Raw genomic sequence first — 24,906 nt, forward strand, 5'->3', positions numbered from 1 at the left:
ATGAGTACCCTGGGGTCGAGGAGGCTCTATGTCCGCGCATTGGCGCAATGCGCCCTGCCCGTGTGGCAGTGGGAAGAAGGCGAAGCACTGCTGTGGCTCACGGGCCGACCCGTCGGTGGACGCGCCGGGGGCGTGGCTGCACGGCATGGACGAGCGGCTGGTGGGGGAGATGGTGGCCTTTGGCCACCAGCGCTTCGGGCGGGAATGGCTCACCGAGCCCACGGAGGCGTACTTCCCGCTGCGGCGGTTCGAGCGCGAGGACTTCCAGCTCTTCATGCCGTGGGTGGTGAACCACTGGCGCGTGGAGGGGCGGCCCATGCGCGAGTGGTTCCTGGAGGAGCGGGGGGACCGGCTGAGGGAGGTCGAGCGCGGCTGGCTGCAGGCGCAGGCCGCCGCCGTGGTGACGCTCTGGGAGGTGCGCCAGGTGCGCGAGGGCGAGGGCGTGGGGGTGAAGGACCTGCTGGGGGGCGAGGAGCGCTTCGTCCACGAGGTGCGGGGCTCGCGCATGGTGCAACTCCGGGACGTCATGCTCGGGCGCGTGGTGGACTACGAGGGGCTGTCGGTGTTTTGCGGGATGCACCCGAACACGCTGCCTCCGAGGGCGGCGCACGAGGTGGAGCGCACGGCCCGCCGGGCGCTACGGGTGCGGAGCGGCGGGGTGCCGCACCGCAAGCTCGCGGGCGACGGGGTGGCGCTGGGGCTCATCCACCTGTGGATGACGGAGGTGCTGGAGCTGGAGCTTCAGCCTCCGCCCACGTTGGTAAACACAGACGGTGAGCTGTTGTTGCTCACGGCTGATGATTTCACCTTCTCGGCGAAGGTCCGGACTCGGGTGTTGGAGGCGCTGCTGTCGCTGGAGGGCGCGGAGCTGAACCAGGAGGGCGTACCCGCGGACATTTCATTCCTGAAGTCGGGCAATGCGATGCACGCCTCGTGGGACAACACCCTGGTAGGCAGCGCCCGGGTGGCCGAGGCCTCGCTGCGGCTGGAGACGAACTCGGTGGAGCGTGCCGATGCCTTGAGGGCGCGGGTGGAGGCCGCGTGCGCGGGGCTGCTCACGCACCGCAAGCGGGAGCACTGCGACCCCGAGGCGCTGATGGAGGCCCAGGGCGAGGAGGTCTCGGAATACGAGGCGCCAGAGCCGGAGATGCTGGCGGCGCTGCGCGAGTTCAAGGCGGAGCACTACGCGGCGTGGCTCGACAATCCGCTGCCGGCGTTGAAGGGGAAGACGCCGCGCGAGGCGGTGCGCACGGCGGCCGGGCGTCGGGAGGTGGAGTTGATCCTCAAGGAGTTCGAGCACGGCGAGGCGCTGCTGCCCGAGGAGGAGCGGGCCGACATCCTGGCCCTGCGAGGGGAGCTGGGGCTCACGGAGTAGGGGGCGCGGGCCCTGTTGCCCTCCGACCGTCCGGGCAGGGGGCGTGCATGCGGGCCAGCCTGTGTGCCGCGCCCTACCTTGGAGAGTCAGACATCGCTGCCGCGAAGGAGCCCACCATGGCCGAACACGAGGACCCCAAGCCGCAACCCCGGCTGCCGGAGGATGAAGACCGCTACAAGCGCCAGGCGGGAGACCGGCCCGTGCCCACGCCTGGGCATATCGGCAACGTGCCGGAGGACGCGCCGGGGCCTGGAAAGCCGATTGTCTTCCCGCCCCGTGAGCCCCGCTGAGGCGTGGCCTTGTGTCGGCTGCCTCCTCGCGCCTAAACCCTGAGCATGCTCTCCATCACGCTTGCCCTCGTGCTGTCCGCCACCCCTGCTCCGGCTGTCGAGTCCTGGGCCAAGAAGGCCTGTCCGCTGCCGAAGAAGGAGCCGCAGTCCAACGTCGAGTACAAGGCGCAGGAAGGGGCTCGCGCCGAGTGTCTGAAGAAGGCGATGAACAAGGCGCTCGACAAGGTCATCGTCCCGCTGAAGAAGAAGGACGCGGCCAACTACAAGGCGTGGATGGGGTTGCAGGCTGACTACAACCGCTGGGTGGCCGATGCGTGCGCCGCGGTGGAGGAGGCCTACTGGGTGGATACGGCCACGGGTGAGCGCTCCATGGGCACGGGTTACGGCTCGGCGGAGATGCAGTGCCGCCAGGGGCAGTACGCCTGGCGCGGGTTCTACGCGGATGCGTGGGCGCGCAATGACTGGCAGGCCATCACGAAGGCGCTCGACGAGTACGCGAAGGTGGCGCCCAAGCATCAGGAGCTGCTCGCGAAGTTCACCGAGCAGGCCAAGGCCGCCGCCGAGCGCGCTCCGGCTCAGGTCGAGCAGTCCGACACGCCCATGCAGAAGCTCTCGAAGAGCGACTGGAAGGACTACAACGACCGGCTGGACCGCGCCGCCAGCGCGCCGAAGACGCTGGCCGAGCGCCAGTGCGCCCTGGTGCCCAAGGCCCCCGCCACCTGCGCTGACTCCTTCCGCGCCAGCCTCTTCTCGCAGATGGACCTGAGCGAGGTCATGGGGCGCCCCTCCGAGGGGTAGGCCACCTGGAGGGTTGCTTCCCGAGTTCAAACCTGTGCGGTAGGATGCCGCACATGATGCTTGCCCGAGTCGTCATGTCCGAGAAGCCACGACGCCCCGCAACGTACGAGGACCTGGAGGCGCTCCCGCCTCACCAGGTGGGGGAGATCATCGCCGGGGAGCTGTACGCCAGTCCGCGCCCGGCGACGCCCCATGCGCGCGCGGCTTCACGGCTCGGCGTCAAGCTCGGAGGTCCCTTCGACATTGGAGGGGACAACCCGGGTGGATGGGTCATCCTCCATGAACCCGAGCTGCACCTGGGAACGGACGTGCTCGTTCCGGACCTGGCGGGTTGGCGGCGCGAGCGCATGCCCAAGCTGCCGCGCGTTCCCGCGCTCAAGCTCGCTCCGGACTGGGTCTGCGAGGTGCTCTCTCCCTCCACCGAGGCGCGCGATCGCTCGGCCAAGTTTCCCATCTACGCCCGTGAGGGCGTGCGCCACGTCTGGCTCGTGGATCCGGATGTGCGCACCCTGGAGATCTTCCGGCTGGAGGGTCCGCGCTACACGCTGCTCGCCACCCATGAAGGCGAGGCCTCTGTTCATGCCGAACCTTTCGAGGCGCTCGCGCTGTCTCTGCGCGTGCTGTGGGAGGACTGAGGGTAAGCTGCCGGACCCCTATGTCCGCCGAGCCCCTCATCTTCGAGAAGGCCCACGCCCTCTGCTACCGCATCTATGACATCGCGGACGAGATTGATCTGGAGAAGGCACGCCGCGTGCTCGCCCAGGACGCACGCCGCCTGAAGCTCTCCCGCGAGAACAGTCAATACATCCAGCTCCCCAACCCGCCCGTGGCCTATGAGCTGGGCCGACGCGTGCTCGCCCTCCGCGGCGGGCCCGTCACCGTCGACACCACCGCGCGCCTGTTCGACCATGGCGCCGCCTCCATCGTCCTCGCCGTCCCCATCCCCGAGGGCGCTACCCTCGAGCAGCTCACCGCCATCGCCGATGAGCTCTACGACAGCCAGGCCCTGGAGGCCCTCGCCAGCGAGCTCATCGAGGGCGTGCGCAAGACCATCGCCCCCGCCGTGCGGGAGCGGCGCATGTGGGAACAGAACGAGAGCTACACCGTCCTCTTCGTCGAGCACATCCGTGGCACCCCCTCCGCAGAGGAGCTGCTCCAGCGCGCCGACCTGGCTCGCCTGCTGCTCGGCGAGGTCGGCTCCCGGCCCCTGTCTCGCAACGAGAGCCAGGCCGTCACCCAGCACCGCTTCAGCTACACCGTGGATGACCTCGTCGTCCTCGATTGGAACAGCGCCTTCGTCTACGAGCCCTCCGGCTCGCGAGACATTCCGGACCTGTTGGAGATCGCCAACGCGCAGTTGCTCGAGTTCCGCTTCTACGACGAGCAGCTCGATGGGCACATCTCCCGCATCCATGATCAGGTGCAGACCCGGCGACATGGGTGGACGGCGTTGTTCCGCAGCCCCTATCGCAACCTCGTGCGCGAGACGCTCACCACCCTGGTGGACCTCAACGAGTTCATCGAGCGGGTGGAGAACAGCCTGAAAATCATCGGCGACTTCTACCTGGCCAAGGTCTACGAGGCGGCGGTGAAGCGGCTGCGCATCCCCGCGTGGCAATCCTCCGTCACCCGCAAGCACCAGCTCCTCGCCCAGACGTATGGGCTGCTCAAGGGCGAGGTGGACACGGCGCGCTCCCTCACGCTGGAGGCCACCATCGTCGCCCTCATCGTCCTGGAGATCGCCTTCGCCTTCCTGCGCGTCTTCGAGCACTGAGCCGACGCAACCTCCCGGGGTGGCGGGGTGCGGCGATACCCGGGGGGGTAACAAAGGCGGTTTTTCTCTGGACGTTTGTCGAAACCTCGACTTGTGTGCGCGCCCTGGTATGGACCGGGGGAATACCCCTCCTCGGCCCCACCTGCCCTCACTCCCGAGCCATCGACATTGCCCGGATGGATGATCGCATGACACTGCCCACCTCTTCCTCGACGCGAAAGGGCACGCCCGTGGCCCGCCTGAGCCTCCTCTCCGCGCTGGTGCTCAGCACCACCGCGCTGGCACAGCCCCGCGGCCTGCCCGAGTTCGAAGTGGAGCGCATGGAGTTCAACCCCGGCGGCGCGGGCTCTCTCATCATCAACTCCGGTCAGCTCCTGCCCGAGGGCCGCTCCCGCCTGGCCCTCATCGGTCACTTCGAGAGCAAGCCGCTGTCGCCCGCCCTCACCGACATCACCTCGGAGACCGGTGAGCGCGAGGTGGTGCTCGTCAACCACCGCACCACCGCGCACCTGATGGCCTCCTACGGCCTGGCCGACAACCTCGAGGTGGGCCTGCAGGTGCCCCTCATCCTCAGCCAGGAGCAGGGCGATCTGACCAACTCGCCCTTCGGCGCCCCCGAGGGCGGCTTCAAGCTGGGCACCCCCATCGCCTCGTTCAACATCGGCGTGCTCAACCAGTCCCAGGACATCCCCGTGGACGTGGCCGCCGGCATCAGCGTGGGCTTCCCCCTGGGCAGCCCCGATGCCCTGGCCCGCGAGAACTCGCTGCGCGCCATCCCCCGCATCATGATCGGCCGTGAGACCGAGGGCCTGCGCGCCGGCTTCGAGCTCGGCGCCGCGCTGCGCCCGCGCGTGTCCATCGGCGAGGGCGACAACCGCGAGGCCTACAACACCCTGCGCCTGGGCGCCTCGGTGGCCTCCACCGGCGAGGGCGTGCGCTACGAGGCCAACGTCCTGATGTGGGTTCCCTTCGGCCGTGAGTTCCTCACCGCCGAGACGCTGGTCGGTGTGCGCGGCCCCCTGTCCAGCGACGTCGAGGTGTTCGCCATGGGCGGCCTGGGCTTCGGCGACACGCTGGGCAACCCCGACTTCCGCCTCATGCTGGGCATGGCCTATGGCGGCGCGCCCACCAAGTGCGTGGCCGGCGGCCAGCACAAGCCCGAGCAGTGCCCGGACCTGGATGACGACAACGACAACGTGAAGAACCGCGACGACGCCTGCCCCAAGGATGGCGGCAAGGTGGACGTCAAGGGTTGCCCCCTCCAGGACCAGGACAAGGATGGCGTCGAGGACGCCGCCGACAAGTGCCCCGCCGCCGCGGGTGTGGCCTCCGCCCAGGGCTGCCCGGATCAGGACGGCGACGGCCTGCAGGACTCCGAGGACAAGTGCCCCGCGCTGGCCGGCTCGGCTGACCGTCAGGGCTGCCCCGACACGGACGGCGACGGCCTGGATGACTCGGCCGATCAGTGCCCGAGCGAGGCCGGCCCGGTGGACCGCAAGGGCTGCCCGCAGAAGGACTCGGACAATGACGGCCTGCTGGATGAGGAGGACAGCTGCCCCAAGGAGGCGGGTGCTCCCGAGCTGAAGGGCTGCCCCGCCCAGGACAAGGACAACGACACGGTCGCTGACCACCTGGACAACTGCCCCACCGAGGCCGGCCCCGCCGACAACCAGGGCTGCCCCGCGGCCCAGAAGCAGTTGGTCGCCATCAAGCAGAACCGCATCGAGATCAAGGAGAACGTCTACTTCGACTCCAGCGCCGCCACCATCCAGGCGCGCTCCTTCGGGCTGCTGGATCAGATCGCCAAGGTCATCAACGAGCACCCGGAGATCTCGAAGATCATCATCGAGGGCCACACGGATGACCGGGGCCCGGTGGATCTCAACCGCACCCTGTCGCAGCAGCGCGCGGAGTCGGTGGCCACCTACCTCTCCGGCAAGGGCGTGGCCAAGGAGCGCCTGGAGTCCAAGGGCTTCGGTCCGGACCGCCCGGTGCAGCCCAACACCACCGCCGAGGGCCGCGCCGCCAACCGCCGCGTCGACTTCCTCACCCGCTACGATGCCGAGGGTGCGCAGCCGGCGCAGCCGCAGCCGGCGCCGCAGCAGTAGGCTCCGAGCGGCCGCCCTGCCCTGAAGCGGGGTCCGCGGGTGAAGGCCGAGGTGCCGTGTCCCCCTACAGGGGCATGGGGCCTCGGCCTCTTCTTTTCAGGCACTTCGAGAGCGTGATGCGCCTTGGTGCCGACTCCCTGGGGGGGCAGGGGAGCAGGGACGCCGGAGGGAGTGGAAAGTTTTTGCGCGTCCGGCTAACTAGGGGTGAAGTGATGGATGTCCCCGGGGGGGGGCGTACCACCTTTAGCTCCGAGCCTGGTGCGCCCAGGCACGGTAAACGACCGCCCCGGCTCATTCTTGCTTCCATCGCAGAGAGACCACGCCATGAACGAAGCCACACCGCGTGCAGGCACGCCTGTCGGAGGACTCCGACGCGCGGGCCTGAAGCGCTCCCCGTCTGTCTTGAAGCGACTGCTGGTGCTCTCCGTGCTGCTGTCGGGCGCCTCCGCGCTCGCGCAGCCCGAGGGCCTGCCAGAGATTGAACTGGAGCGTCTGACGCTCAACCCCAGCGCCTCCGGCTCGCTGCTGCTGGGCACCGGTGAGCTGCTGCAGCGGGGTGGCTATCGCCTCTCGCTCACCGGCCACTACGAGAATGATCCGCTCGTGCTCTTCGAGGACGGGCTGCGCGTGGGCTCGGTGGTGAAGCACCGCGTGACGGGCCACCTGTCCGGCGCCTACGGCCTCACCCGGTGGTTGGAGCTGTCCGCGCAGGTGCCCCTGGTGCTGGTGCAGCGGGGCGATGATCTCACGGCGCGCCAGGTGGGTCGGCCCGCGGAAGGGCCGGCGTTGGGCACTCCCTACGTCGGGCTGCGGCTGGCGCTGCTGTCCCAGCGGGACGATGGGGACGCGGTGGACCTGGCGGTGGGCGTGAACGCGGGCCTGCCGGTGGGCAACGCCGACGCGCTGGCGCGCGAGAGCTCGCTGCGCACCGTGCCGAGCATCATGGTGGGTCGCAGCTTCGGGCTGCTGCGCGCCGCGCTGGACGCGGGCGTGGCGCTGCGTCCGCGCACCATCTTCAGCAATGACGCCAACGTGCGCGACGAGGTGGGTGACGAGCTGCGCCTGGGCGCGGCGCTGGCCACCACGGGCGAGGGGCTGCGCGGCGAGGTGAACGTCATCGCCTACATTCCGTTCCGCCGCGAGGGCAACTCGGTGGAGGCGCTGGCGGGCGCGCGGCTGCCGCTGACCGAGTCGCTCGAGGCCTATGCGCTGGCCGGGGTGGGCTTCGACAACGCTCCGGGCACGCCGACCTTCCGCGGCCTGCTGGGCGTGGCCTTTGGCCACACGCCGCCCAAGTGCGTGGCCGGTGGTGACCACACCCCCGAGGAGTGCCCGGACCTGGATGACGACAATGACGGCGTGCTGAACCGCGCCGACGCCTGCCCGAAGGAGGGCGGCAAGGTGGATGCGCAGGGCTGCCCCATCCAGGACGCGGACGGCGACGGCGTGCTGGACTCGGACGACCGGTGCCCGTCGGTGGCCGGAGACGCGGTGCTCCAGGGCTGCCCGGACACGGACAAGGACGGCATCGAGGACGCGGCCGACACGTGCCCGAGCGTCTTCGGTCTGGCGGCCTTCCAGGGCTGCCCGGATACGGACAAGGACGGGTTGCAGGACTCGCAGGACAAGTGCCCCACGGAGGCCGGTCCCGCCGACCGTCAGGGCTGCCCGCCGCGCGACGCGGACAAGGACGGCATCCTGGATGAGCAGGACGCCTGCCCGAACGAGGCCGGCATCCCCGAGCTGAAGGGCTGCCCGGCGAAGGACGCCGACAACGACACGGTGGCCGACCACCTGGACAACTGCCCCAACGAGGCGGGGCCGGTGGACAACCAGGGCTGCCCGGCGCAGCAGAAGCAGCAGGTGGTCATCAAGACGGGCCGCATCGAGCTCAAGGACACGGTGTACTTCGACACCGCCAAGGCGACCATCCAGCGCCGCAGCTTCAAGCTGCTGGATCAGGTGGCGAAGATCCTCATCGAGCACCCGGAGCTGGAGAAGGTGTCGATCGAAGGCCACACCGACAGCCAGGGCAAGCCGGCCGAGAACCTGAAGCTCTCGCAGCGGCGCGCCGAGTCCGTGCGCAGCTACCTCATCAAGAAGGGCGTGGCGGCCGAGCGCCTCGAGGCCAAGGGCTTCGGGCAGGAGCGCCCCATCGCCGACAACAAGACCGCCAAGGGCCGGGCGGCCAACCGCCGGGTCGAGTTCCTCACCACGCAACGCGAGGGCGCGCAGCAGTAAGCGCGGGGGAAGACTGAACATGAAGACTTTGACTGTGAAGAACCTCCTCCGCACCGCGCTCGTGGCGGTGCTCGCCTGCGCGTTGCCCGCCGTTGCCGGACCCGACAACTTCGCGCTCGGCAACGGTCAGGATGGCGCGCTCGCGGTGAGCACGACCAACGTGGTCGTCAACTCCTACACCCAGGTCACCGCGCCCGCGGCGCCGGGAGACACCTCGCTCACCGTGAGCGCCCCCGCGGGCTTCACGGCGGGCAAGCTGGTGATGGTGCATCAGTCGACGGGCGTCGTGCCCGTGCCGCCCTCGGGTGGCTCCAACTCCTATGACCTCATCGCGGCCGATCCGGTGGGGCGCTGGGAGCTGGCGCGCATCGCGAGCGTGAGCGGAAACACGCTCAACCTGACGGCGCCGCTGTTCAACGCGTACACCGCGAACGTGACCCAGCTCGTCCTGGTGCGCGAGTACACCAGCGTCACGGTGGACGCGGGCGCGAGCCTCACCGCGCAGGCGTGGAACGGGACCACCGGTGGCATCCTGGCCTTCCTGGCCACGGGGGACGTGCTGCTCGAGGGTGACCTCTCGGTGGAGGGCAAGGGCTTCCGCGGCGGCGTCTACGTGGCAGACTCCAACGTGAACCGCACGGGCTGCACGGGCATCGACGAGCCGGCGCCCGCGGGTGGCCAGAAGGGCGAGGGCATCGCCAACACGCGCTATGGGGCCGCGGTTACCGGGCGCGGGCAGGTGCTCAACGGCGGCGGTGGCGGTGTGTGCTCCCGCTCCGGTGGCGGTGGCGGCGGTAACGCCGGCGCGGGCGGCCAGGGTGGTAACACCGACTCGGTGTTCGACCCGACGCTGGGCCGGCCGGTGGGCGGCATCGGCGGTGCGCGGCTGCTCTATACGGACGTGTTCAACCGCATGACGTTCGGCGGTGGTGGCGGCGCGGGCCACGGCAACTTCATCGGGACCCGGACCGGCGGCGCGGGCGGTGGCATCCTCTTCATGCGTGCCATGAACCTGGACGGCGGTGGCACCATCAACGTCAGTGGTGTGCAGGGCACCAGCGCGACCAACATCGCCGCGGGCAATGGTGGTGGCGGTGGCGGCACCGCCTACCTGCGCTTCGCCTCGCTGGCCAACTGCTTCGTGCTCGCTCAGGGTGGACCCGGAGGCGGCACCAACGCGGGCTCGCGGTTCGTGGGGCCCGGTGGCGGCGGCGGCGGCGGCTACGTGCTGCTGCAGTCCGGCGTGGGCCTGTGCGCGCTCGGCCTCGATGGCGCCAACGCGGGCCAGACGGCCACGCGTCCCCCCGGTCAGTCGGACTCGTACTATGGCGCGATTGGCGGCAACCCCGGCACTCCCCGCGTGCTGACAGAGGGCTACCCCCTGCTGTCGCCGCCCGTGGTGGTGACGCCGGCCAACGGCTCCGCCACCAACGACACGACGCCCACGTACTCGGGCACGCTGCCCGGCACCTTCCCGGCGGGCACCGAGATCATCATCTATGTGGATGGAGCCCCGGTGGGGACCGTGCCGGTGGATGCCTCTGGCAACTGGTCGTTCACGCCGACCGCGCCGCTGGCGCAGGGTTCGCACACGGTGAACGCCGTCGCCTCCGTTCCGGGGCAGTCGGTGCAGAGCGTCCTGAGCAACACCAACACCTTCACGGTGGACCTCACCGCTCCGACGGTGGCTGTGACGACGCCGGCCGAGGGCTCGAGCACCAACGACTCGACGCCGACCTACAGCGGTACGGTGGAGGCGGGCAGCACCGTCTCCATCACCGTGGATGGCACGGTGCTGGGCAATGCCATCGTGACGGGCACCACGTGGACGTTCACGCCGACGGTTCCTCTGGCCGATGGCCCGCACACGGTGACCGCTACGGCCACGGACACGGCGGGCAACACCGCCACCGACAGCAATGCCTTCACGGTGGATACGGTGGCGACCGTGGCCGTGCTGGTGCCGGCGGATGGCTCGGCCACCAACGACTCGACGCCGACTTATAGCGGCACGGTGGAGGCCGGTAGCACCGTGGTTATCACCGTGGATGGCACGGTGGTGGGCAACGCCACGGTGACGGGTACCACGTGGACGTTTACGCCTGTCGTCCCGCTGGTCGATGGTCCGCACACGGTGATCGCCACGGCCACCGATACGCTGGGCAACACCGCCACCGACAGCAATTCCTTCACCGTGGACACCTTGGTCGCGGTGGACGTGCTGACTCCGGCCGATGGCTCGAGCACCAACGACACCACGCCGACCTATAGCGGTACGGTGGAAGCGGGCAGCACCGTGGTCATCACCGTGGATGGCACGGTGGTGGGCAACGCCACGGTGACGGGCACGAGCTGGACGTTCACGCCGACGGTCCCGCTGGCCGATGGTCCGCACACGGTGACGGCTACCGCCACCGACGCGCTGGGCAACATCGGCAGCGACTCCAACACCTTCACCGTCGACACCCTGGTCGCGGTCGATGTGGTGACGCCGGCCAATGGCTCGACGACCAACGACTCGACGCCGACCTATAGCGGTACGGTGGAGGCGGGCAGCACCGTCGTCATCACCGTGGACGGCACGGTGGTGGGCACTGCCACGGTGACGGGCACGAGCTGGACGTTCACGCCGACCACGCCGCTGGCTGATGGCCCGCACACGGTGACCGCCACGGCCACCGACACGCTGGGCAACACGGGCACCGACTCCAATACCTTCACCGTCGACACCGTCGTCACGGTGAGTGTGACGACGCCCGCCGAGGGCTCGACGACCAACGATTCGACGCCGACCTACAGCGGTACCGTGGAGGCGGGCAGCACGGTCTCCATCTCCGTGGACGGCACGGTGGTGGGCACTGCCACCGTGACGGGCACTACCTGGACGTTCACGCCGACCACGCCGCTGGCTGATGGTCCGCACACGGTGACGGCCACCGCTACCGACACGCTGGGCAACACGGGCAGCGACTCCAATACCTTCACTGTCGACACCGTCGTCACGGTGAGCGTGACCACGCCCGCTGAGGGCTCGACGACCAATGACTCGACGCCGACCTACACGGGTACGGTGGAGGCCGGTAGCACGGTCGTCATCACCGTGGATGGCACGGTGGTGGGCAACGCCACCGTGACGGGCACCACCTGGACGTTCACACCGACCACGCCGCTGGCTGATGGTCCGCACATGGTGACGGCTACCGCCACCGACGCGTTGGGCAACACCGGCAGCGACTCCAACACCTTCACTGTCGACACCTTGGTCGCGGTGGAGGTGCTGGCTCCGGCCGAGGGCTCGACGACCAACGACTCGACGCCGACCTACAGCGGCACGGTGGAGGCCGGTAGCACCGTGGTCATCACCGTGGACGGCACGGTGGTGGGTAATGCCACGGTGACGGGCACTACCTGGACGTTCACGCCGACCACTCCGCTGGCCGATGGTCCGCACACGGTGACGGCCACCGCTACCGACACGCTGGGCAATACGGGCAGCGACTCCAATACCTTCACTGTCGACACCGTCGTCACGGTGAGCGTGACCACGCCCGCTGAGGGCTCGACGACCAATGACTCGACGCCGACCTACACGGGTACGGTGGAGGCCGGTAGCACGGTCGTCATCACCGTGGATGGCACGGTGGTGGGCAACGCCACCGTGACGGGCACCACCTGGACGTTCACACCGACCACGCCGCTGGCTGATGGTCCGCACATGGTGACGGCTACCGCCACCGACGCGTTGGGCAACACCGGCAGCGACTCCAACACCTTCACTGTCGACACCACCGTCACGGTGAGCGTGACGTCTCCGGCGGACGGCTCGAGCACCAACGACTCGACGCCGACCTATACCGGTACGGTGGAGGCGGGCAGCACCGTCGTCATCACCGTGGATGGCACCGTGATCGGCAATGCCACGGTGACGGGCACCACGTGGACGTTTACTCCGACCGTCCCGCTGGCCGATGGTCCGCACACGGTGACGGCTACCGCCACCGACGCGCTGGGCAACACCGGCAGCGACTCCAACACCTTCACGGTGAATACCCTGGTCGTGGTCGATGTGGTGACGCCGGCCGAGGGCGCGGTCATCAATGACACGACGCCGGAGTACAGCGGCACCGTGGGCGCCGGCAGCACCGTCGTCATCAGCGTGGACGGCGTCGTGCTGGGCAATGCCACTGTCACGGGCACCACCTGGACGTTCACGCCGACGACTCCGCTGCCCGATGGCATCCACACGGTGACGGCCACCGCCACCGACACGCTGGGCAACACCGGCAGCGACTCCAACACCTTCACTGTCGACACCGTCGTCACGGTGGATGTGCAGGAGCCGGCCAATGGCTCGGTCACCAACAACGCGACGCCGACCTACAGCGGTACGGTGGAGGCGGGCAGCACCGTCGTCATCACCGTGGATGGCATCGTGCTGGGCAGCGCCACCGTGACGGGCACCACCTGGACGTTCACGCCGACCACGCCGCTGGCGGATGGCGCCCACACGGTGACCGCCACGGCCACCGACACGCTGGGCAACACCGGCAGCGACTCCAATACCTTCACCGTCGACACCATCGTCACGGTGAGCGTGACGACGCCCTCCGAGGGCGCCACCGGCATCGACCCGCTGCCGACCTACAGCGGCACGGTAGAGGCGGACAGCACCGTCGTCATCACCGTGGACGGCACCGTGCTGGGCAATGCCACCGTGACGGGCACCACCTGGACGTTCATCCCGACCACGCCGCTGGCGGCCGGTCCCCACTCGGTGACCGCCACGGCCACCGATGCGGTGGGCAACACCGCCAGCGACACCAACGCCTTCACTGTCGGCAGCATCGCCCCGGGCATCCCCGTGGTGACCTACCCGACCCCCGGCCTGGTGACGAACGACCCCACGCCTCCCTACGCCGGAACCGCCGACCCGGGCAGCATCGTCACCATCATCGTGGACGGCAATGTGGTGGGCACCGTCACGGCGGACGAGACGGGCCACTGGACGCTCGACGACTCCACCGTGGTGCTGCCCGATGGCCCGCACACCGTAACCGCCGTCGCCACCGACCCCGACACTAACGAGACCACCGAGTCCGCGCCGGTGGACTTCGTCGTCGACACCACGCCTCCGGACACCACCATCGTCTCCGGACCCTCGGGCGAGACGAACAGCCCGGACGCCACGTTCGACTTCAGCTCCCCCGAGCCCGGCGTGACGTACGAGTGCAGCCTCGATGGCGGCGACTTCGTCCCGTGTTCCGACCCCGTCACCTTCGAGGACCTCGAGGAGGGTGACCACACCCTCGTGGTCCGCGCGCGCGACAGCGCCGGCAACGTGGACCCGACGCCCGAGACCCGCACCTGGACCTATCGCCGCATCGTCGACCGCGACTTCCTCGGCGATGGCATCGGCTGCGCGGCCACCGGCGGTGATCCGTCGTCCCTGGCGATGATGGGCATGGCGGTGCTCTCCGCGCTGCTCGCCCGTCGGCGCCAGCGCTGATGCCTCCACGCCAGCCCCTTCCCCTGCGAGGGGGCTGGCTCCAGGGCCCCGGTGACACCCGCCGGGGGCCTCGCATGTAGGACAGGGGCCCGACTCAGAGGGTGGGGACCCCTGCTCCAGAGCCGGTCGCTTCACCCGCAGTGCTGTCGAGCGCTCTCGGATGCCGAACCGACCCGTCAGGTCGGATTCGTCGGAAATTGGACGAAAGGACAGGGCGAGAGGAAAGGAGTCGGCGAGGGGGCCGGAGGCTTCGCGCCGTGCTTCTGTGGCTGCCCGTGTCGGACCCGGTGCGGTAGGCTCCGAAGTCCATGAAGGGAGTTTCCCCGCCACCCCCCCTCTGGGTGGCAGAGTCCCGCCTTGATGAGTGCCTCCAGTCCCCTCTTCGGTGACCTCCTGCTCAAGCTCGGGCTCGTCACGCCCAGCCAGGTCCAGGAGGCGCTCGCCCTACAGGCCCTCACCGGCCAGCGCGTGGGCGAGGCCCTCATCTCACTGGGCTACGTCACCCGCGAGCAGATCCAGGACGCGCTCGGCGAGGCCCTGGGCCTCACCAGTGACAAGGCCCCCTCGCACCCGCCCCTGGGCGAGCTGCTCGTGGGGCTCAAGTACATCTCCCTCGGTCAGCTCGAGGAGGCGCTCGCCTTCCAACGCAAGGACGGGCGCAAGCTCGGCGAGATCCTCGTCGAGATGGGCCACTGCACCTACAAGCAGATCTACGAGGCGCTCAGCCTCCAGGGCCGCATCTCCGGCAGACAGGAGGCGCCTCGGCCCTCCACCGAGGGCAAGCACCGCGTCATGGTGGTGGATGACAGCCCCCTGGCCTGCGCCTTCGTGCAGGAGGGCCTCGAGGCCCTGGGTTATGAAGTGGTTTCCTTCCAGGACCCATACGCCGCGCTGGACCGAGTGACGAAGGTGCAGCCGGCCATCGTCCTCACGGACCTGGACATGCCTGGGTTGGACGGCGTCGAGCTGTGCCGCCGGCTCAAGGACGGGCCCGCGCGGCAAGTGCCCGTCATCATCCTCACCGCCAACGACAGCGAGACCGAGCGCGTGCAGGGCCTGCGCGCCGGCGCCGACGACTACGTCAACAAGTCGGCCTCCATGGATGAGCTGTCGGCGCGCATCGAGTCCGTCATGCGCCGTACCGGCGAGACGGAGCGCATGCGCAAGCTGTTCGCGCGCTACACCTCCGACGCCGTGGTGGAGGAGATTCTCAAGAGCCCCGACACCGTGGTGCTCACCGGTGAGAAGCGCGAGGTGACGGTGCTCTTCGCCGACATCCGCAACTTCACTGGCCTCGCCGAGAGCCTGCCTCCCGAGCAGGTGGTGGGCGTGCTCAACCAGGTGCTCGGGCGGCTGTCGGACGCGGTGCTCACCTGCGGCGGCACGCTGGACAAGTTCCTCGGCGATGGGCTCATGGCCGTGTGGGGCGCGCCCGTGCATCGGCCGGATGACGCGCTGCGGGCGCTGCAGGCCGCCAAGATGATGATGCTGGCCATGATGGAACTGCGCCAGGAGGCCGAGGCGGAGATGGTCGCCAACGGCTACGAGGGCAAGCCCCTGGTGCTGGAGCTGGGCATCGGTATCAACTCGGGCGTGGTGGTGGCCGGCAACATCGGCGGCTCCATGCGCACCGAGTACACCTGCATCGGCGACGCGGTGAACGTGGCCGCGCGCCTGTGCGCCCTGGCCGGCGGTGGAGAGATTCTCGTGGGCGAGCGCACGCACTGGCTCGTTCAGGGTAAAGAGGTCACCTTCGAAGAGCTGCCTCCCGTGCTCCTGCGCGGTAAGCAGCAGAAGGTCCCTCTCTTCAAGCTGGTGACATGAGCAACCCCCCGACTCGTTCCTTCCCCATCGGCCGCGTCATCCTGGCGGTGGTGGCGCTCTGTGTGGTGGTGCTCGTGGCGGCGCGCGGGCTGCGTGGCCCGAAGGACCCCTCCTGGAGCGCCATCCACACGGACTTCAATGCGCTGAAGGCCGCCCTGGAGAAGTACCGCGCCGACGGTGGCTCCTTGCCCGAGGAGGGCGCGCTGGACTTCCTCGTGCCCAAGTACCTGCCCGCCATCCCCGTGGACCCGTGGGGCCGGCCCTACGTCTACTCGAGCAATGGCACGGTGGTGTTCCTCGCCTCGCTCGGGCAGGACGGGCTGCGCGGCGGCGCCGGGGCCGACCAGGACCACACCATTCACGATGGCCACCAGCCTTGAGCTGGGGAACCTCGAAGGCAGCACCTCGTGTAAACTGGGACTCCAAGTGAAGGGAGTCTCACCGAGATGCCAAGACGCGGACTGAGGTGGATGTCGATAGGGCTGTTCCTTGGGAGTGCGGTGGCCAGCGTTGGCTGCGGCGCCCCCCCGCAGGACGCTGTGGCCACGGAGCCGGGAGAGGCCCGTCACGAACTCGGCGTGGCCAGCACCTGCACCTACTCCCTCTGGGGCTGGGGCATGAAGGTTCTGCGGGATCAGCGGACCAACCTCATCAACTACGAGGGAGATCTGGAGCTCGCGGTGCGCTACAGCGCCAACGGAGTCACCTTGCCCAGGTACCCGGAACCCTCGGAGGGCGTCTCCTATTACAAGGTCCCGTACCCGGAGCACTACAACCGCCCTGGCTACATCACCGACGTCGTCTCTTCTGTCGAGGCTCCCGTCACCATCACGCTCACCGCCGAAGTCTGGGAGATTGAAAACGGGCTGCAGGGCGACACGGATTACGGCGTCGCGTCGATCCCCATGACGTTGAACTGCGTCGACACGAGCATCTCGGGAAACATCGACGTCAGCGTTCCCGGAGACAACAACAAGGAGAGAACGGGGCTCGTCCAGGTCTGGATCGACGCGTTCAGATGATTCCTAACCCCTTTCAGCACAGTTGCCGAAGGTGCTGAGCGATGGCCATCGTTTCCGTGGAGGCAGAGCGATCAGGGCTTGAGCGCCTGCCCAGGGCGGGGGCTGAGCAAACCTGTCAGACATCAGACAGGTTGGGCAGAAGCGCCGCCGGGGCAGCCCCTAATGCAAGACCCGGAGCCAACTTTCCACTGCGCAGCCTTCAGCACCTGGCGGAAGCGCCTGAGCGGCGATGCACACGAGAGGCGGCGGTCCTCTCTCGGGAACTGGGTCTTCACTCACTTACCTGAAGGGGATTAGGAGTTCGTTTAGACCTCCTCGAATCTCGTGCCCGTGGCGCCCATGCGCTCCAGGGCGTCCTTGAGCTCCTCGGAGACGATCAGAACGACCTCCCAGCCGTCAGGACGGAACACCTTGGCGTTGCCCACCTTCGCCTTGTCGATGCGCAAGCGATCCACGCCCATGTATTGCCCGACCTTCTCGGGCACCCCATGCTCTGGCTTCCAGAAGCTCACCTCGGACGCCTCTTCGTCGATGCAGCGGATGAGGCGCGTTGCCACGAGGACGAGGTACTGATCCGGTTGGCCCTCGATGTCCGCGGGGATCAACTGCACGTCGCTGGGAGCCCGCTCCGCCAGCATGGCGGCCACCTTGACGTGGACGACGGGAGTCCTGATTCCTGCTTCTGAGAAGTCCAGCGGTCTGCCTTCAACCTCGATGGGGATCTTCAGCCGGCCCGTCACCTGCACGGGCGCTCCTCGCTTGAAGTCCCAGTCGCGCAGCTTGCGGCCCTGAGGGTCGATGGGCGTATCCAGATGCCAGCGGTGGGGGACATGGACGTCGTCGGCGAGCCTGAAGAAGCGCGGGGACATGGGGAAGTTCTAGCGTCATTGCCCCAGGGTCACGAGTCGGTTCAACTCCGTTCCGGGGGTCGAGATCCGTTTGGCGCGCCGCGCGCCGCCATCGCCACCGCGCTCGGTGCCAGCGCCACGCTGAAGCCCTCGGTCGACACTGTCACCGACTCCGCCGCGCTCACCTCTGACAACAGGATGCCTTCGCGGCTCGCAGCCTGCATCTGTAGAGCGTCTGGGCATCCACCCAGAGAATGAGCCCCACGGTCGTCGGCGATGAACTTGGTGACGGGCTCGGGCATCGCGAGCAGCGTCACGGCTGTCACCATCGCTGCCTGCATGACGGCCCGCCTGCTCACCCTCTCGCCCAGCGCCTTCTCGAACTCCTCCAGCACCACCCGGACACCTGGCGAGGTCGCGATGCACCCGACCAGCAGGGCAAGAGTCAGCGCTTCGGTCTTCCACAGCAGCTGCCACGGCCTCATGGAGCACCCCTTCAGGAGTCGGAGACATCGCATGAAGCGAGCGAGCGGGCTCGGGCTCCTCGGCCTGGATGCTCGACGCGCGAGCCCTGCGCCCATTTCTGTCTCTTCTCACTGTCGGAAGCAGGATGACATGTACGGCGTCGCCGTCGCGGTCTCGGAGGCCTGGAGGAGCTCGCCATGTCCATCATCTGCGCCACCAACCTGTCACCGGAGTCCCAGCACGCCGCCACCGTCGCGGGGACCTTGGCGGCTCGGCTCAAACAGCCTCTGTGCCTCTATGGCGTGGCGGAGCACGCGGGCTCGGTTCAAGAGGCGCCCGTGGACGCCTCGGGCCTGAGCGCTCGGCTGGAGGGGGAGGCCGTGCGCCTCCGCGCCCTGGGCATCACCGTGCGCATCGTCATGCCCGAGGGAGGCAAGGACGAGGCGCTCATCTCCGACGAGGAGTGCCAGCGCGCCCGGTGGATGGTGGTGGCCGCGGAGGGCTGGCCCGCCCACGCGCTCTGGCGCCGCGCGCCGCTGCCCGAGCGACTGGCCCGCCGCGCCTGCGCTCCGCTGCTCGTGGTGCGGCGCTCCTTCGGCCTGGTGGACTGGGCCCGGGGACGGCGGCGCCTGCTGGTGCTGGCGGGGATGGATGTCTCGGGCGGCGAGGAGAACGGCCCGGGCGCCTTCCTCCAGGCGCTGCGCGAGGTGGGGCCGTGCGACATCATCGCCACCTACGTGTGCTCGCCCGCCGAGGAGCGTGAGCGGCTGGGCATCCACTCGCCCGTGCATGTGGAGATGTTGGATCCGGTGGTGCGCCGCATCGAGGCGGTGGACCCCGAGGTGTCCCGGGTGCTCTTGAGAGACCTGCGCGAGCGCGTGGGCTCGCTGCCCGGCGAGGGCTCGGTGGAGCTGCACGTGGAGCCCGGCTATAGCAAGCGCTCGGACCACCTGCTGCACGTGGCGCACGAGCGCCGCGTGGACCTGATGGTGGTGGGCACCCACCAGCGCATGGGCCTGCAGCGGTTGTGGCACGGCTCCGTGTCCGCCGAGGTGCTGCGCCAGGCCGAGCAGCCCGTGGTGTGCGTGCCACCCACCTATGCCCAGCCGAAGCGGGCCTCGCCGCCCCGGAGCGTGCTGGTGCCGGTGGACTTCTCCGAGTCGAGCGTGCGCGCCATCGCCCAGGCCCGCACCCTGGTGGGCATGGGGGGCCGCGTCCACCTGCTGCACGTCCACTCGCGCCGGCTGAGCGACCCGGACTGGACGGACCACTATGGGGTGCTGCCCGAGCCGCCGGCCGAGCGAGACGAGGTGCTGCGCCGGCTCTGGGCGCTGGTGCCCGCCGAGGACGAGCGGGTGCGCTGGAGCGTGGAGGGGGTGAGCGGCACCGACGTGGCCCAGGCCGTCTGCCAGGCCGCCGACCGAGAAGGGGTGGACCTGGTGTGTGTGGGCGCCGAGGAGGGCCACCGCCGGGGCGGGGGCGGCAACCTGGGGCGGGTGCTGATGATGCGCTGCAAACGCCCCGTCCTGGTCGTTCCTTCTCAACAAGTGGGAAGAGAACCCCCGGAGTGGGGCGGAGCGGACCTTCACGGGAGGTGAAAGCCCGTTCAGCCCTCGGTGGCGAGGCCCGAAAATCGGCCTGATAGGAGCCACTGCGATTCGACGTCCAACCCGTGGGGGCGTTAGACTCTCCCCAACCTGTTTTTCAGGGAAGGATGGTCTGACGTGGTGATACCCCGCGGATATCGCGAAGAGGAGCTCGTCACCAACCGCGCGTCCCTGTTGCTCTACGGAGGCACGGAGGAAGAGCGGCGCTCGTGGGCGCAGGAGACTGCGTTCCACTTCGAGCACGAGGGCGCGCTGCTGGAGGTACGCCAGGCTTCGGAGCTGGGCGAGGCGCTCAAGCGTCCCAAGGGCGTGGTGTTCATCTCCGACGTGTCGAAGCTGGGGCGAGAGGCGCAAGGCCAGATTCTGCGCTGCCTGCAGATGCAGGAGGAGCGGCCCAAGCTGGTGCTGGGGATGACGGGCTCGGCGGAGGGCGCGCTGGAGCGCGGCACGCTGCGCGAGGACCTGCACTACCGGCTGCACCAGGCGCAGGTGGACCTGACGGCGCCGGGGCTTCGCGAGGCGCTCAAGAAGCGCTGGGCGACGCTGGCCGAGAAGCGCGCGGCGAAGGCGGCCGCGGAGCGGGAAGAGGCCGAGCGCGCGCGGCAGGCGGCGCTGGTGCGCAAGCCCGGCACGGTGACGCGGCTGATGCCCGAGCAGCGCAAGGCGCAGGGGAAGGCGTCCTCCACGTCGACGAAGACCGCCCCGCGCAAGGCCAGCCGCCGCTAGCTCGCGCCCTGGGGCGGGCCGTGCGCCACGACGGGTCCGGTGAGTCGTCTCCTCCCGGGCCCGCCGCGAGACTCCTTTATTTCTCCGCGCCGCCGAGCGGGTAGGCCATGAGGCTGAAGCCGCCGCTCACGAGGTTGAAGCCCAGGCGCTCGCCGCGCTTCACCACCGCCTCCAGCGTCGTGTAGCCCACCAGCATCTTGAAGCCGAGCCGCTTCGCCTCGTGGACGCAGCCCATCACCACCGCGTCCACGGCGAGGCTGCGCTCCACTTTCTCCAGGCCGGGCGCGGCGATGATGCCCTCGAGCCACGCCACGGAGCTGTCGGTGCGGTAGACGAACGCGGCGGCCTTGCCGGGGACGACGCAGCCCGTCTGCGGCAGCAGGTCCAGGGTGAGCACCTCGTTGCGACCCTGGTACCAGGACTTGAGCTGCTCGAAGTGCTGCGCCGGGTCGAAGAGCACGGCCTGGAATCGCTGTTCGGACATGAGGGCTCCAATCGGGGGCTGCGGCAGTCGTAGCCCAGGTGCCCGGGATGTCCAAGAGCGTGCGCGCCCCTGGCCCCGGTGGGCAGCGCCTGACTCGCTCGAATGAGCGACTGGGCCCGCGCGCCGCCGTTCCCCAACTTGCAGCTCTCGTATGGCTGGGCTCACGCCAGCCGCAGGGGGGGAATCGATGACCAGCGCCGAGCTCTTTTCGGGAGAGGACTTCGAAGCCGAGGCCGGGATGGATGAGTTCTCCGAGTTCTCCGATGCCTTCGAGGACTTGGACGGCTTCGAGGAGGAGGACGCGTTCGGCGAGCTCGACGGTTTCGAGGAGGACGGCTTCGAGGCGCTGTTCTCCGACGAGGGAGACGGCTTCGAGCAGGACCTGGCCACCGGGCTCTATGTGCCCTCGGCGCGGCCCCGCCTCGTTACCGGCCCCGCCGCCATGGTGCTCGCCCGGAGCCTCAACCCGTTCGTGTTGGACTCCATGGACTCGGATGACGCCGAGGCGTTCTTCCGGCGCATCGCCCGCGGGGTGCGGGGCGCCGTGCGCGGCGTCGCCCGGGGCGTGCGGCGGGTGGGCCGGGTCGCCATGCCCATCCTCCGTCGCGCCGCGCCCCTGCTGCGCCGCGCGCTGCCCATCATCCAACGGGTGGCGAGTGTCGCCGGGCCGTGGGGGCGAGTGGTGTCCGCGGGCATCGGCGCCGCGCAGGGGCTGCTCCAGGGCCGAGGGCTGCGCGGCGCGGTGGCGGGCGCCGTGGGCGGGCTGATTCCCGGGGTGGGCGGGCGCATCGCCAGCTCGCTGCTGCGCGGGGATGGCGCGGATGACGACGCCTCGCTGGATGCGCTGGCGGACATGGCGGACGCGCGGCAGGTGCCCGCCGCCGTGGCGCTGCCGATGGGCGCGGGGCTCGCGGCGCGTGTGGTGGCTCGGCAGGCGGTGCCTCCGGGCACGCCGATGGGCGCGGCCGCGCAGGGCGTCATCCGCGCGCGCACGCGGGGGCTGGAGCAGTACCTGATGCGGGTGGCGCAGCAGGTGCAGGGCTCTCCGGGTCGGCGCCTCCGGGTGCTGCGGACGCTGGCCCAGCTCGCGGCGCGCAACCTGCGCCGGCGGGGTCCGGGGGCGGCCATCAACGCCCTGCCCCAGGTGACGCAGGCGGCGGCGCGGCGGGTGCTGGCGCGGGCCCACCAGTCGCCTCGGGCGGGCACCGTGCCCCCGCAGGTGGCGGCGCAGCGGTTGATCGCACGGCAGCGGGTGTTGCGCCGCGTTCCCGTGGCCACGGTCAGCACCGCCAGCGCCCGCCAGGCGCTCACCTAGGCCGGAGCGGCCGCCCACGCATTCACACCATTTCCAGGACACGAAGGAGGAGTCGCGATGCAGCAGCCTTTCGAGGATGAGTTTTCCGGGCAGGCCGATGAGATGTCCGACCTGATGGCCGAGGGGGAGGAAGGCATGGACGAAGGCTTCGAGGCCGAGGGCTTCGAAGGTGAAGGCTTCGAGGGTGAGGGCTTCGAGGGCGAAGGCTTCGAGGCCGAGGGCATGGATGGGGAGGGCTTCGAGGGTGAAGGCTTCGAGGGTGAGGGCTTCGAGGCCGAGGGCATGGATGAGGAGGGCTTCGAGGGTGAAGGCTTCGAGGGTGAGGGCTTCGAGGCCGAGGGCATGGATGGGGAGGGCTTCGAGGGTGAAGGCTTCGAGGGCGAGGAGGCGCACGCGCTCGAGGACGCCTTCGCCTCGGCCATGGACGCGCAGGACGAGGACGAGTTCCTGCGGCGCCTGAGGGGCGCGTTCCGCACGGCGGCGCGCGTGGCCGGGCCGACGCTGCGGCGCATCGGACGCAGGGCCATGCCCATCGCCGTCCGGCTGATACGGCAGGCCGCTCCGCAGGTGGGCGGCATCGCGGGCCAGGAGATCGGCCGCACCGTGGCCGGGCTGCTGCGCGCCGATGCCATGGACGCCTTCGCGGACGTCGCGGCGGACTACGCGGATGAGGACCTGGACGGGTTCACCTCCGTGCTCGGCGGGCTGGCGGCGCGCCACGTGGTGCGCTCCACCATCCCGCCGCAGCGTCGCCAGCAGCAGCCGCAGCAGGTGCGGGCGCTCGGCCGGGCCGTGGGGCGGATGACGACGCAGATCGCCCAGCGCATCGCCCAGCGCCACGGCACGCGGGCGCTGCCGGCGGTGACGCGCGTGGTGCGCCAGGTGACGCGCATGGTGCGCCAGCAGGGCGCCAGCCCCCAGGCGGTGCCGAGGATGATCCGCCGCATCGGCAACCGGGTGGCCGCGAGCTCTCGGGCGGTGCGCCGGCTGGCCCGGCCGACCCAGGCCGCGCGGCAGCTCCGGGCGCGGGCGGGGATTCGCCGCACGGGCGGCGTGCGGCCTCCGATGGGCGGCGGCATGGGCATGGGGCCGGGCATGGGGCCGGGCATGGGGGGCCGCAGGTTGCGCACGGTCACCCTGCGCGGACCGGTACGAATCGTCGTGAGGTGAGAGTCCTTGGGAGGGGTGGGGGGAGCACATGGCCGACACGCTTCAGCAGTTCCTGCGGGCCAAGGTCCTGAACGTCTCGTTCCGGGCGGGGAGGCTCTCGCGCCTCACCCCTCGGGACGTGGGCATCCGTCCGCAGGATGTGCCCTACGCTCCCTCCGCCTCCCACTTCGCCGCGGCCAACGCGCGGCTGCAGGAGATTGATCAAGGCGTGCGCCGGGCGCTGGCGAACGTCTCCGGAGCGCTGAGCGACTCGCTCCAGGACTCGGGAGAGGTGCTGCGCCGCACCGCGCTGCTGGAGCGGGAGATCGACCGGGCCCGCCGCGCCTTCGGCCTCTTCTTCGACGTCTTCTGCCAGCGAGGCACCCGGTTCGCCCCCGCGCTGGCCGCCTGTGACGTCATCGCCGCGGACTGCTTCCGCATCGTCCGGAGGACCGCGCCCGGGCTGCTGGGCAGCCCGCTGCTCAAGCCGCTCACGTACCTGGAGCACGGTTTCTCGCCGGCCACCTTCCGGCGCGGCGTGTTGCTGCGCCGGCTGCTGGGCGAGCGCAACCCGTTCCCATTGATTCGCGTGCCCTACGAGCGCGTGGAGGCGCCCTGGGGCATGGGCGTCATCCTCCATGAGATTGGACACAGCCTGCAGGCGGACCTGGGCGTCTGGCAGGAGACGGAGACGGCGCTGCAGCGCCGGGTGCTCGGCGTCACGGGAGACCCGTGGCTCACGCGCCTGTGGGGGCGCTGGCACAAGGAGATCTTCGCGGACCTCATCGCCTGCGTGCTGGGCGGGCCCGCCTCGGTCCACTCGATGAAGGACTTCCTGGCCTACCCGCCCGCGCGCGTGCTGACGTTCCACCCGCTCAGCGTCCACCCCACGCCGTACGTGCGGGTGCTCATCCAGGCGGAGATGCTGCGGCGGATGGGCTTTCCGGATCAGGCGCGAAGGGTGCGCAACAACTGGAACCAGCTCTATCGCGGGTACCTGCCGGCTGCGCGGATTCCCGAGCGGCTGCTGCGCACGGCCTCCCAGGTCATCCCCCACGTGGTGGATGAGATTGCCTACCAGCCCCGCCGGAACATGGGGCAGAGCGCGCTGGTGGACGTGGTGCCCTTCCAGCCGACGGATCAGGAGCGAATCCTTCGGGCCGCGGAGGCGCTGGGGCGGGGGAGCCTGCCCGAGGGGCTGCCGCCGCGCTTCGTGGTGGGGGCCAGCCGAGAGGCACTCGAACGGAGGCTTGCCTCGCCCGAGCGCATTTCGAGCACGGTGCTCAATCATCTGGCGAGGCTCGGCTCGCGGGGCGCGCGGGCGCCAGGCGTGAGCGCCACCATGGCCGCATGACACGACTTCAGGGGGAGGGA

18 protein-coding genes and 1 pseudogene are annotated in these 24,906 nt (G+C 69.8%); 16 read left to right on the top strand and 3 right to left on the bottom strand.

Annotated features, from left to right (window positions below):
- The first annotated feature begins 28 nt into the window (after positions 1 to 28).
- From SYV04_RS33295 to SYV04_RS33345, 11 genes are all read left to right on the top strand, one after another.
- The gene (locus SYV04_RS33295) at positions 29 to 1,375 is read left to right on the top strand and encodes a DUF7986 domain-containing protein (RefSeq protein ID WP_321550024.1); all 1,347 of its coding nucleotides are present in this window, start codon (positions 29 to 31) and stop codon (positions 1,373 to 1,375) included.
- 116 nt (positions 1,376 to 1,491) lie between these two features.
- Positions 1,492 to 1,665 (top strand): hypothetical protein, encoded by a 174-nt coding sequence (locus SYV04_RS33300; protein ID WP_321550025.1) that lies wholly within the window; start codon positions 1,492 to 1,494, stop codon positions 1,663 to 1,665.
- Between the two features lie 45 nt (positions 1,666 to 1,710).
- Complete coding sequence (locus SYV04_RS33305; protein ID WP_321550026.1) at positions 1,711 to 2,463, top strand: hypothetical protein; 753 nt, start codon at positions 1,711 to 1,713, stop codon at positions 2,461 to 2,463.
- Positions 2,464 to 2,516: 53 nt separating this feature from the next.
- The gene (locus SYV04_RS33310) at positions 2,517 to 3,098 is read left to right on the top strand and encodes a Uma2 family endonuclease (RefSeq protein WP_321550027.1); all 582 of its coding nucleotides are present in this window, start codon (positions 2,517 to 2,519) and stop codon (positions 3,096 to 3,098) included.
- A 20-nt stretch (positions 3,099 to 3,118) separates the two neighbouring features.
- On the top strand, positions 3,119 to 4,237 hold the full coding sequence (locus SYV04_RS33315) for a hypothetical protein (RefSeq protein ID WP_321550028.1): 1,119 nt from the start codon (positions 3,119 to 3,121) through the stop codon (positions 4,235 to 4,237).
- Positions 4,238 to 4,425: 188 nt separating this feature from the next.
- Positions 4,426 to 6,345, top strand: coding sequence for an OmpA family protein (locus tag SYV04_RS33320; RefSeq protein WP_321550029.1), 1,920 nt, complete (start codon positions 4,426 to 4,428; stop codon positions 6,343 to 6,345).
- A 324-nt stretch (positions 6,346 to 6,669) separates the two neighbouring features.
- Entirely contained in the window at positions 6,670 to 8,586 is a 1,917-nt protein-coding gene (locus SYV04_RS33325) for an OmpA family protein (RefSeq protein WP_422723998.1), read from the top strand.
- Between the two features lie 19 nt (positions 8,587 to 8,605).
- Positions 8,606 to 14,092, top strand: coding sequence for an adventurous gliding motility protein AgmC (agmC, locus tag SYV04_RS33330; protein WP_321550031.1), 5,487 nt, complete (start codon positions 8,606 to 8,608; stop codon positions 14,090 to 14,092).
- Between the two features lie 360 nt (positions 14,093 to 14,452).
- Complete coding sequence (locus SYV04_RS33335; RefSeq protein WP_321550032.1) at positions 14,453 to 15,916, top strand: adenylate/guanylate cyclase domain-containing protein; 1,464 nt, start codon at positions 14,453 to 14,455, stop codon at positions 15,914 to 15,916.
- Positions 15,913 to 16,296 carry a type II secretion system protein GspG gene (locus tag SYV04_RS33340; protein WP_321550033.1) on the top strand — a complete coding sequence of 128 codons (384 nt, stop codon included), beginning with the start codon at positions 15,913 to 15,915 and terminating at the stop codon, positions 16,294 to 16,296. Before SYV04_RS33335 ends, SYV04_RS33340 begins: the two co-directional genes overlap by 4 nt.
- A 237-nt stretch (positions 16,297 to 16,533) precedes the next feature.
- Positions 16,534 to 16,938, top strand: a complete 405-nt coding sequence (locus SYV04_RS33345) for a hypothetical protein (RefSeq protein ID WP_321550034.1) — start codon at positions 16,534 to 16,536, stop codon at positions 16,936 to 16,938.
- Positions 16,939 to 17,243: 305 nt separating this feature from the next.
- Here SYV04_RS33345 and SYV04_RS33350 read toward each other — a convergent pair whose 3' ends face one another.
- Positions 17,244 to 17,807, bottom strand: a complete 564-nt coding sequence (locus SYV04_RS33350; RefSeq protein ID WP_321550035.1) for an imm11 family protein — start codon at positions 17,805 to 17,807, stop codon at positions 17,244 to 17,246.
- Positions 17,808 to 17,872: 65 nt separating this feature from the next.
- Positions 17,873 to 18,181: pseudogene (locus tag SYV04_RS33355) on the bottom strand (AHH domain-containing protein); the annotation flags it as partial.
- Between the two features lie 267 nt (positions 18,182 to 18,448).
- On the opposite strand from SYV04_RS33355, the gene SYV04_RS33360 reads away from it, so the two are divergent.
- A complete protein-coding gene (locus SYV04_RS33360; RefSeq protein WP_321550037.1) occupies positions 18,449 to 19,849 on the top strand; it encodes a universal stress protein in 1,401 nt (466 codons plus the stop codon).
- Positions 19,850 to 19,978: 129 nt separating this feature from the next.
- The gene (locus SYV04_RS33365) at positions 19,979 to 20,584 is read left to right on the top strand and encodes a Fis family transcriptional regulator (RefSeq protein WP_422724000.1); all 606 of its coding nucleotides are present in this window, start codon (positions 19,979 to 19,981) and stop codon (positions 20,582 to 20,584) included.
- A 76-nt stretch (positions 20,585 to 20,660) separates the two neighbouring features.
- Here SYV04_RS33365 and SYV04_RS33370 read toward each other — a convergent pair whose 3' ends face one another.
- Positions 20,661 to 21,068: a hypothetical protein gene (locus SYV04_RS33370; RefSeq protein WP_321550039.1), complete on the bottom strand. Its 408-nt coding sequence runs from the start codon at positions 21,066 to 21,068 to the stop codon at positions 20,661 to 20,663.
- Between the two features lie 187 nt (positions 21,069 to 21,255).
- On the opposite strand from SYV04_RS33370, the gene SYV04_RS33375 reads away from it, so the two are divergent.
- The 3 genes from SYV04_RS33375 to SYV04_RS33385 are packed head-to-tail and all read left to right on the top strand — an operon-like array spanning position 21,256 to position 24,886.
- Positions 21,256 to 22,383: a hypothetical protein gene (locus SYV04_RS33375; protein ID WP_321550040.1), complete on the top strand. Its 1,128-nt coding sequence runs from the start codon at positions 21,256 to 21,258 to the stop codon at positions 22,381 to 22,383.
- Positions 22,384 to 22,440: 57 nt separating this feature from the next.
- Positions 22,441 to 23,553, top strand: a complete 1,113-nt coding sequence (locus SYV04_RS33380; protein ID WP_321550041.1) for a hypothetical protein — start codon at positions 22,441 to 22,443, stop codon at positions 23,551 to 23,553.
- 28 nt (positions 23,554 to 23,581) lie between these two features.
- Positions 23,582 to 24,886, top strand: coding sequence for a hypothetical protein (locus SYV04_RS33385; protein ID WP_321550042.1), 1,305 nt, complete (start codon positions 23,582 to 23,584; stop codon positions 24,884 to 24,886).
- The last annotated feature ends 20 nt before the right edge of the window (positions 24,887 to 24,906 follow it).

Origin of the sequence: Hyalangium ruber, assembly GCF_034259325.1 — a bacterium.
Classification (GTDB): Bacteria; Myxococcota; Myxococcia; order Myxococcales; family Myxococcaceae; genus Hyalangium_A; species Hyalangium_A rubrum.

Bases quoted from the DNA above. Each gene is read 5' to 3' on its own strand.
- SYV04_RS33295 (WP_321550024.1), top strand. From the start codon at position 29: ATGTCCGCGCATTGGCGCAATGCGCCCTGCCCGTGTGGCAGTGGGAAG.
- SYV04_RS33300 (WP_321550025.1), top strand. From the start codon at position 1,492: ATGGCCGAACACGAGGACCCCAAGCCGCAACCCCGGCTGCCGGAGGAT.
- SYV04_RS33305 (WP_321550026.1), top strand. From the start codon at position 1,711: ATGCTCTCCATCACGCTTGCCCTCGTGCTGTCCGCCACCCCTGCTCCG.
- SYV04_RS33310 (WP_321550027.1), top strand. From the start codon at position 2,517: ATGATGCTTGCCCGAGTCGTCATGTCCGAGAAGCCACGACGCCCCGCA.
- SYV04_RS33315 (WP_321550028.1), top strand. From the start codon at position 3,119: ATGTCCGCCGAGCCCCTCATCTTCGAGAAGGCCCACGCCCTCTGCTAC.
- SYV04_RS33320 (WP_321550029.1), top strand. From the start codon at position 4,426: ATGACACTGCCCACCTCTTCCTCGACGCGAAAGGGCACGCCCGTGGCC.
- SYV04_RS33325 (WP_422723998.1), top strand. From the start codon at position 6,670: ATGAACGAAGCCACACCGCGTGCAGGCACGCCTGTCGGAGGACTCCGA.
- agmC (WP_321550031.1), top strand. From the start codon at position 8,606: ATGAAGACTTTGACTGTGAAGAACCTCCTCCGCACCGCGCTCGTGGCG.
- SYV04_RS33335 (WP_321550032.1), top strand. From the start codon at position 14,453: ATGAGTGCCTCCAGTCCCCTCTTCGGTGACCTCCTGCTCAAGCTCGGG.
- SYV04_RS33340 (WP_321550033.1), top strand. From the start codon at position 15,913: ATGAGCAACCCCCCGACTCGTTCCTTCCCCATCGGCCGCGTCATCCTG.
- SYV04_RS33345 (WP_321550034.1), top strand. From the start codon at position 16,534: ATGAAGGTTCTGCGGGATCAGCGGACCAACCTCATCAACTACGAGGGA.
- SYV04_RS33350 (WP_321550035.1), bottom strand. From the start codon at position 17,807: ATGTCCCCGCGCTTCTTCAGGCTCGCCGACGACGTCCATGTCCCCCAC.
- SYV04_RS33360 (WP_321550037.1), top strand. From the start codon at position 18,449: ATGTCCATCATCTGCGCCACCAACCTGTCACCGGAGTCCCAGCACGCC.
- SYV04_RS33370 (WP_321550039.1), bottom strand. From the start codon at position 21,068: ATGTCCGAACAGCGATTCCAGGCCGTGCTCTTCGACCCGGCGCAGCAC.
- SYV04_RS33375 (WP_321550040.1), top strand. From the start codon at position 21,256: ATGACCAGCGCCGAGCTCTTTTCGGGAGAGGACTTCGAAGCCGAGGCC.
- SYV04_RS33380 (WP_321550041.1), top strand. From the start codon at position 22,441: ATGCAGCAGCCTTTCGAGGATGAGTTTTCCGGGCAGGCCGATGAGATG.
- SYV04_RS33385 (WP_321550042.1), top strand. From the start codon at position 23,582: ATGGCCGACACGCTTCAGCAGTTCCTGCGGGCCAAGGTCCTGAACGTC.